The 7965-nt window shown below is 52.2% G+C and carries 8 protein-coding genes and 1 pseudogene; 6 read left to right on the top strand and 3 right to left on the bottom strand.

Annotated features, from left to right (window positions below; all coding sequences use genetic code 11):
- The first annotated feature begins 91 nt into the window (after window positions 1–91).
- The 5 genes from FQ187_RS29500 (at window position 92) to FQ187_RS29485 (ending at window position 6019) form a co-directional block, all read left to right on the top strand.
- Window positions 92–1126 carry a serine hydrolase gene (locus FQ187_RS29500; protein ID WP_149632181.1) on the top strand — a complete coding sequence of 345 codons (1035 nt, stop codon included), beginning with the start codon at window positions 92–94 and terminating at the stop codon, window positions 1124–1126.
- A 145-nt stretch (window positions 1127–1271) separates the two neighbouring features.
- Window positions 1272–3119 (top strand): DUF1302 domain-containing protein, encoded by a 1848-nt coding sequence (locus FQ187_RS29495; protein WP_149632180.1) that lies wholly within the window; start codon window positions 1272–1274, stop codon window positions 3117–3119.
- Between the two features lie 24 nt (window positions 3120–3143).
- A complete protein-coding gene (locus FQ187_RS30670; RefSeq protein WP_256667485.1) occupies window positions 3144–3533 on the top strand; it encodes a DUF1329 domain-containing protein in 390 nt (129 codons plus the stop codon).
- Window positions 3473–4480: a DUF1329 domain-containing protein gene (locus FQ187_RS29490; RefSeq protein ID WP_256667484.1), complete on the top strand. Its 1008-nt coding sequence runs from the start codon at window positions 3473–3475 to the stop codon at window positions 4478–4480. The genes FQ187_RS30670 and FQ187_RS29490 overlap by 61 nt, the downstream gene beginning before the upstream one ends.
- Window positions 4481–4759: 279 nt before the next feature.
- Complete coding sequence (locus FQ187_RS29485) at window positions 4760–6019, top strand: TetR/AcrR family transcriptional regulator (protein WP_149632179.1); 1260 nt, start codon at window positions 4760–4762, stop codon at window positions 6017–6019.
- Between the two features lie 57 nt (window positions 6020–6076).
- On the opposite strand, the pseudogene FQ187_RS30185 reads toward FQ187_RS29485, so the two are convergent.
- Together FQ187_RS30185 and FQ187_RS30665 are read right to left on the bottom strand one after the other, a co-directional pair.
- A pseudogene (locus FQ187_RS30185) lies at window positions 6077–6217 on the bottom strand (ATP-binding protein); the annotation flags it as partial.
- The gene (locus FQ187_RS30665) at window positions 6208–6576 is read right to left on the bottom strand and encodes a hypothetical protein (RefSeq protein WP_256667486.1); all 369 of its coding nucleotides are present in this window, start codon (window positions 6574–6576) and stop codon (window positions 6208–6210) included. The gene FQ187_RS30665 and the pseudogene FQ187_RS30185, both read right to left, overlap by 10 nt.
- A gap of 98 nt (window positions 6577–6674) precedes the next feature.
- Between FQ187_RS30665 and FQ187_RS29470 the strand changes: the two genes are divergently transcribed.
- Entirely contained in the window at window positions 6675–7262 is a 588-nt protein-coding gene (locus tag FQ187_RS29470) for a hypothetical protein (protein WP_149632178.1), read from the top strand.
- A gap of 3 nt (window positions 7263–7265) precedes the next feature.
- Here FQ187_RS29470 and FQ187_RS29465 read toward each other — a convergent pair.
- A partial coding sequence (locus tag FQ187_RS29465) for an alpha/beta hydrolase (protein ID WP_149632177.1) occupies window positions 7266–7965 on the bottom strand: 700 nt, incomplete at its 5' end.

Genomic DNA, 7965 nt, shown 5'->3' with positions numbered 1-7965 from the left:
GCGCGACTAGAGGAAAGAACCATGAATTAAGGACAGGAAAGGCCTGTTTTTCGACCGACTCATGATTTTTTGAACCTCAAGCAGAGAGGGCATGAAAAATCGGTGGGTACTTCAGACCTTCCCTAAAGCCGATGATCAACAAGCTGAATGGACCAGAGACACCTTGGTGAACGTCTGGTCCACCACTAAAGGGGTCACAGCAATATGTGTTGCGATGCTGGTTGATCGTGGCCAGATAAGTTTTGATACTCCACTTGCCGAGTTCTGGCCTGCCTTTGCCGAGGGGGCAAAGAGAAAAATCACCCTCAGTATGCTGATGTCTCATCAAGCAGGGCTTTGCGGTTTTCGCGAGCCAGTTTCAGTCGACTACCTGTTTGACCTGCAGAAAGCAGCTAACCACCTTGCCGAGATGGAACCATTTTGGACGCCCGGAGAGGGGCATGGCTACCACGCACTAACAATCGGTTTACTGGTGAGTGAACTGTTCACGCGTGTAGATGGGCGGACCCTGAAGACCTTCGTCAGTGAAGAGCTATACGGCGCTTATGGCCTGGATATTCATATTGGTTTACCCGTGTCGATGTCGATGCGTAGCTCCGACGTTATTGCGCCACTTGACCTGAGCACTCAAGCGTACGCAACTGAATTCACCGATGCGCAAATAGCGGCATTGATGAACCCGATGATGTCGCCTGAAGTTGCCAATACTGCTGCTTGGAAGGCGGCAGATATCCCATCGGCCAATAGTTTTGCTACCGCAGAAGCGCTGGCGTTTATTTATGGCGCACTGGCAACTGACGGCATGCTGGCAGGCAAGAAATTGCTTGGCGAACAAGCGCTGATGGATTCCATTGCTCCTCAAACTCGTCGGGCCGTGGACAAAGTGATGAGCTTGGAAGCACAGTGGGCTAACGGTTTTCTCCTTAACACGATGCATCTCTACGGGCCAGATCAGTCAGCATTTGGGCATTCCGGTTGGGGAGGGTCCTTCGCATTCGCTGACCGAAACAAGGGCATCGGTTGTGCCTATACCATGAACAAGATGGGCGCTGACTTGATAGGTGATCCGCGCGCTGTCTCCCTCGTTAATGCGTTATATCAGGATTTGGAAAGTCTTAACAATTGACTCATTTTACATATCGCAGGCGTTAATTTTCCGAAGTGCCAGATGCTTATGAAGTTGTTCTGCCTGATGGCCGCCCAGTTGTTGAGCAGGAAAGGTACATGCGTGCGAGTCGAGTCGCGGTATATATCAACTTCTGGAAGAATATATGCGTAATAAAAATAAAAATATTTATTTGATCCTTAGTCCTATTTCCGCCGCTGTGGCGCTAGCTTTTTCCGGACAGGCACATGCGCTCAGCTTTCAAACAGATAACGGTTGGGATGGACAGTGGAATACCACGCTCTCCATAGGCTCCCAGTGGCGCGCAGAAGGCCAGGACAAGGCGCTTTACAGCGCTGCAAATGGCGCGCTAGCAGGTAAGTCGGGAGGGCTAGGTGACAAGGTTGATAGTGGCAACCTCAACTATGACAAGGGTGATCGCTTTTCAACAATCGGAAAGTTTGTTACCGATCTGTCGTTACGTAACGGCGACATGGGGGGGGTCATTCGTGTAAAGGGCTGGTATGACTACACTCTTGAACAAGAAGACGTCAATTTTGGCAGCGTGTCCAACGGATATCGTAAGCGACCGTTGAATGACGACGGCTTAGAGGATCTGCAGAAGTACCAGGGCCTCTACCTACTCGATGCTTATATCTACAACACCTTTAATTTTGAGCAAACACCGGTCCAAGTACGTCTTGGTCGCCAGGTTATTAACTGGGGCGAAAGCGTATTCATCCAAGGCGTGAACCAAGTTAATCCTCTGGACGTTCCGGCCCTGCGACGGCCTGGCACCGAGTTGAAAGAGGCCTTGATTCCAGTCTGGATGGCCTACATGAACATCGGACTGCCGGATGGCATGTCAGTAGAGACTTTCTATCAACTCAAGTACGAGAACACCCCGATAGAAGGCTGTGGCAACTACTGGTCGCAGACCGAGGGGGCCATTGGTTCCAAGCAGGGTGACTGCAATGTGGCGGGTGTCATAATCCCAGGGATTACCTCGGCCGAATCGATCAATGCCGGCGGTTATATCCCGACATATAAAGGCAAGGACCCCAGTGACGGTGGGCAGTGGGGTGTTGCGTTCCACATGCCAATCGATGCGGTCGATGGCGAACTAGGGCTGTACTACCTCAATTACCACTCTCGAACGCCCTTTATCGGTGTGTCGGCTGGCCACCCAACGCCGCTCGCAGCGTTCCCTAATGCGGCCCCTCCGCTATTTGGCGGCCTTGGCACCACTTGGGAGTACCCCGAGAATATTCACTTGTTTGGCTTGAGCTTTTCGACGGTGATCGACACTTGGTCGGTGGGCGCTGAGTTGAGTTACTCGCCTAATCAGCCGGTTCAGCAGAATGGCGCCGACTTGCTGCTTGGCGTCCTATCTGGCGCCGGGCCTCTGGGCGGGCTGCAACAACAGCTGCTCACCGGACAGAATCCGCAAAGCTTTTACGCCTCATGGGATCGCTTCGAGCAGACGCAGCTGCTGTTGAATGGCATAAACCAGTATCCCAATGTGCTGGGCGCAGAAACCCTCACGATAATTGGTGAGGTCGGTTTTCAGTGGAACAACGTACCACAAGGGGCTAGCGACCCTCGCTACGGAAGAGGCTTCGTCTACGGCGTAGGTTCCGATAGCAGTCTCGGTAGTACCTGTAGCGGCTCGGGCGGCCCCGTCAGCAATACAAGTCCCGGCGGTTGCAAGAACAAAGGCTATGTCACTGATTACGCTTGGGGATATCGCCTGAGAGCCCAATTGGACTACTCCAACGTAATGAACTCTGGAGTCGGAGTTTCACCGTACATCTTTGTCAGCCAGGACGTTGACGGGGTCTCTCCAGATGGGCAATTCAATGAAGGCCGAATTGTGACCTCGCTGGGAGCGACCTTTAACTACGACAAGAAACACAAAGTTGATCTGAGCTACGTCCGATTTGCTGACAGCGCGGTATACGACCCGTTGCATGACCGCGACTATTACGCGGCTAGTTACAGTTTCAGTTTCTAAACATAAAAGCAAGAGATCATAAGCATGAACAAGAAACTCCATGTTGCAATATTAGGAAGCTTTGCAGTATCAATATTTTTAGGACTAAGCACACCGGCTACTGCAAAAATTACTACCGAAGAGGCGGCCCGCTTAGGAAACGATCTGACACCGATGGGTGGCGAAATGGCCGGCAACCGCGACGGCACTATTCCTGCCTATACCGGCGGCATGAAAACACCACCGACAGGCTGGACTCCGGAGCAAGGGTACATAGACCCCTTCGCTGGTGAGCAGCCACTTTTTACAATTACCGCCGCGAATATGGCTCAATATGAAGACAAGCTAAGCGTGCGAAATACCCGAATTTCAAGATGCCCATATATTCATCGCATCGTACCGCCTCACTTCCACCGAATATTGAGGCCAAGGTAAAAAAGGAGGCGGTAAATGTCGAGCTGAACGGATTCGGTCTTGTCAATCTCAATGGCTCAACAACCCCCTTCCCAATTCCAGCTAACGGGTTGGAGGCAATATGGAATCACAATGTTCGTTTTTTGGGCGGCGGTATAGAACGCACTTTTATTCAGACCCCAGTACGGGCGACAGGCAGTTACTCACTAATCCGGGCACAGGAACTCAGGGTTTATGACCAGAACCTAGACAGTCATACGGAGAACCGACTATTTAATTTTATTGGGAAATTCCTCGATCCGGCCTCTTTAGTAGGAAATATATCGCTGGTGCATGAGCCTGTGGATCAGGTTAAGGAACCTCGTTCAGCCTGGATATATAGTGTCGGTCAGCGCCGCGTTCGGAGAGCTCCTATTATCGCCTACGATACTCCAGTAGATGGTTCTGAAGGATTGATCACCACCGACGACTATGACGCGTTCAACGGCGCCCCAGACCGTTATGACTGGAAGCTTCTTGGCAAGCGGGAGATGTACGTCGGATACAATGCATATCACATCGCATCAAAAACTCTTACTTATGATCAGATACTCACTCCAAATACACCAAATGCGAATTATATGCGATATGAATTGCACCGGGTTTGGGTAGTTGAGGCTAAGATTAGGGATGGCGCCAGGCATGTTTATGGGCGTCGCACATTCTATATAGACGAAGATTCATGGAGCATTCTAGCAACAGACGCCTACGATACCCGGGGCCAGCTTTGGCGCGTAGGGCTACACCCGTTAGTTCAGTATTACGATGCACAGGTTCCTTGGTATAGCGTCAGCATATGGCATGACCTGAATAGTGGAAGCTATTTGATTTCAGGTCTCGCAAATGAAGAGCGTGCCCCTTGGAAATTCGGCGTTCACGCTAAAGCCGCAGACTTCGAGCCGGGAGAACTGCGGCGCTTAGGCAACTAATACAACGCTGAACCCAAACAGGGCCTGTCGTCATAATGCGCAGGCTCTGCCTTGACAAAACTATCGATTGTGCTACTTATGCCCTTGGGCCGGCCTCCTCGGTTAACACAATACGCTGCTGGAACTGAGCGGCGGCAAGATAGTCATTACCACATATAAGAAACATTAGGTTTACATATTGAGGCGAGCGTAGCGAGTTGTCGCAGTCATCAGTGGATGACGAGTGGTGCATGCTTACTATATACTGAACTAAGTGCGGCTAACCCATAAGTGCGATTGATGCCAACAGATCCCAATAGAACCAGTACTGAGAAGCGAGAGGCCAAGCGGCTTGAAGTCATTCATGTCGCATCGCTGAAAATGAACGAGCGTGGTGCCACATCAATAAGCCTAAGTGATGTTGCTGAAGGCGCCGGACTTTCTCGCAATGCGCTTTATTATTATTTTAAAGATCGCATGGATCTTATTCATGCTTGCTATTTATATGCAGGCGAGGCAACGGAAGCAGATTTGCGCATTGTGCAAGACGAAAGATCAGGGGCATTGCAAAAGCTGAGCTCATATATTGAGCGCACTTTGTTAGGAGGCAGTGCTGAGCGCGCAGTGCTTACCGATGTTGATCTATTGCCTGAGCCGCGCAGGCAGGTTATTTGTGATATCAACGAAAGGAACATCTTATTACTAGAGTCTATTGTTGAGCAGGGCATAGCTTCTGGCGAGATTAGAAAGGTAGATCCTAAAGTCACCGTCCAAGTGATTCAAGGTATGTTGAGTTGGGCGCAGCTCTGGTATAGGTGGGCCGACTTGGAAGAAAGCAAGTTGGCAAATCGCTATGCTAGTGCCGCGAATGGGATTGCGCAGGTCATTTTTTATGGCATTAGCTCGGATCGTGAGCTTCAGTTTAATTGTGATCTAAAACTGCCTTTTCTCATGGCAAGACAGATAAATACGTTTGACTCAAAAAGCCTGTATCATGAGAAGAGATTTCAACTTATTGGTGCAGCGTCTTTATTGTTTAATTGCAAGGGAGTTGATGCAGCGTCGTTTGATGATATTGCGGAATATATAGGTGCTACCAAGGGTGCCATTTATCATTACTTTAAAGATAAGCCGGACTTGATTAAGGCTTGCTTTCTTCAGGCCTTTGATCAGTACGAGAAAATTGCTGACATTGCTTCGAAATGCAATATTGATCCATTAAGTAAACTTCTGGTCGTTTTGCATCTGAACTGTCAAGCGCAAATATCGAATAGTCCTCCACTTACTTTACAAGGTACTACATCCCCGTTTGCTCATAAATATGCTAGCCGATCAAGAGCTATCGCCAGTAATCTAGATGATATTCGATCAGCTGCTGTCAGCGAGGGACTGCATCGCAACACAGATAAGAATATTATCAGCCTGGCTCCCGGCGCTTTTTTTTGGATACCACGCTGGTATGCAAAACAATCTCGGATTAGCGAAATCGATCTGGCGGATGAGATCTGTAAAATAATGTCCGTTGGTATTGCAATGGATCATATTGAGCGAGATTCATGACCGCGGATTCCACACCATCCGGACAGGTAGTCGTAGCGTGGCGATGCACGTTTTGCATTATAAGTCTGAGGCGCCCGGTGCCGTCACTTTCTTCGTCCGTTTGCGCATCGATTCGCGCTTTAGGTTGATCCAGTAGGCGTTGTGCACCAGGCGGTTAAGGATGGCTTCGGCCAGGCTCGGGTCGCCGATCAGTGAATTGCCCCTAATTTCGTTGACGCTTCCGAGCGTCTCCTTCTGGCCGATTTCTGCCGGTAGCGACCGACAGAAACCGACCAAATACCAGCGAGCACCGGCAAGAATCGGAGATCAGTGCGGCGCACGTTTTCGAAGTTGCGCATGTGGGTGACGCTGGGCCAAGCCGCGGTGCGGTAGCCCCATAAGCGCAGGCCGGTGCCGTAGGAATTGAAGACGGTAGTGATGCCATGTTCGTTGAGCAGGTTGACCTCGCTGGTGGCGCCGTCGATGCGTGCGGTGAGTGGTCGTTTCAGGCCGATGACGCCCAGCAGTGGTTGGTTGGAGCTGGTCCATAAGTAGCCATTGGTAATTGCGCTGGCCATAGGAACGTGACCGTCCGTTAGACCGCGCTGGAATGCGCCGCAACCTCCATGGGATGATCGCCCCCCACCGCGAGACCGACCATCCCTGGAGTTTCTGAATGTCATTGTTGAGTAAAAAAGCCGTTGCCCTTTTGTTGACGGCGGCTGCCAGTCTGGGAGCGCTGAATGCGCAGGCCGCCAAGGCCACTGCCAGCGATACCGCGCCCGCACAGACCGTCTCGATGCTCGGCGGCAAGTTCACGTTCACCCTGCCCAAAGGTTTCATCGCCAACCCGCTGCCTGCCGGCGACGCGTCCACCGGCACCGCTGGGGCAACGGGCACCATGTACACCAATCAGGCCACTAAAACCGTAGTGATCGCGGCTGAAAACACTATCCCCGGCGGCCTCAACGTCAAAGACAACGACGGTCAGTTCCTCGACTCCGCGGCGTCTGACTTCGCCACCGAACAAGCCACGGCGCTGCCGGACTTCACCAAGCTCAGCGAAAAAAGCCTGACCCAGAAAGGCACTGGCCTGGGGCTGCGGCAGATCGACAGCACCGCCACCCAGGGCGGCGGCAAAACCCTCGACACCACAGTGATGGCCGCGTCCAACACGCGCATGGCGATCGTTCAGGTGATTTCCCGCCTCAGTGACAATGCTGGCCACGAGACGCTGGTCAAACAGATCGTCTCCGGCAAGTAAGCATCAGGGATTGAGGCGCTGCAACCACGCGCTCAAGTCCTGCATTTCGGCCGCACTGATGGTGTGACCGACGCCAGGGTAGGCATGAAATTCAGGCTTGAGTGACAGGCTCTGCAACAGGCTGTCGGCGTCCGTGCCGTCAATGTACGGAAGGCTTTTGTCCGCAGTGCCATGACCGATGAAAATCGCCAGCTTCTGGCGCTTTTCATCGAGTTTCAGTTCGGACTGGAGCACCGGCAAAATCCGTCCGCTCAACGCCGCGATCCCGCCCACCGCCTCGGGATGACGCAGGGCCACCTCATAGGACATGATCGCGCCCTGGCTGAAACCCACCAGGAATACCTTGTTCGGTTCGGTGTGATATTTCTTCACCGCTTGTGCGACGAAATCCAGCAAAACCTCGCCGCTGGCCTTCAGGTCATCCGTCTCGCCGTTGTAGGCGCCTTCGCCTTTCTTGCGAAACCACTGATAGCTGCCCTCTTCCATCGTCATCGGCGCCCGCACCGACAGGAAGTTGTATTGCGCGGGCAACTCATCCTTGATGCCGAACAAATCCTCCTCGTTACTGCCGTAACCGTGGCGGTGATCACTCAGGAGGCCGGGAGGCGTTCCAGGCCGACGAACGGGCAAGCGGTGAGCAGTTCGCTGAGGCTGCGACCATCGGCCAGACGTAAATCCGCAGGCGCCAGTTCGGCCAGTGGAT

Origin of the sequence: Pseudomonas sp. ANT_J28 (assembly GCF_008370005.1) — a bacterium.
In the GTDB taxonomy this organism is placed as follows: Bacteria; Pseudomonadota; Gammaproteobacteria; order Pseudomonadales; family Pseudomonadaceae; genus Aquipseudomonas; species Aquipseudomonas frigoris.
Note: the sequence above shows the minus strand (reverse complement) of the source record. Positions and strands in the feature narration are given on the sequence as shown.

Coding starts and splice junctions, on each gene's coding strand:
- FQ187_RS30665 (WP_256667486.1), bottom strand. CDS start 6,576: ATGGCCAGCGCAATTACCAATGGCTACTTATGGACCAGCTCCAACCAA.
- FQ187_RS29500 (WP_149632181.1), top strand. CDS start 92: ATGAAAAATCGGTGGGTACTTCAGACCTTCCCTAAAGCCGATGATCAA.
- FQ187_RS29485 (WP_149632179.1), top strand. CDS start 4,760: ATGCCAACAGATCCCAATAGAACCAGTACTGAGAAGCGAGAGGCCAAG.
- FQ187_RS29495 (WP_149632180.1), top strand. CDS start 1,272: ATGCGTAATAAAAATAAAAATATTTATTTGATCCTTAGTCCTATTTCC.
- FQ187_RS29490 (WP_256667484.1), top strand. CDS start 3,473: ATGCCCATATATTCATCGCATCGTACCGCCTCACTTCCACCGAATATT.
- FQ187_RS29470 (WP_149632178.1), top strand. CDS start 6,675: ATGTCATTGTTGAGTAAAAAAGCCGTTGCCCTTTTGTTGACGGCGGCT.
- FQ187_RS30670 (WP_256667485.1), top strand. CDS start 3,144: ATGAACAAGAAACTCCATGTTGCAATATTAGGAAGCTTTGCAGTATCA.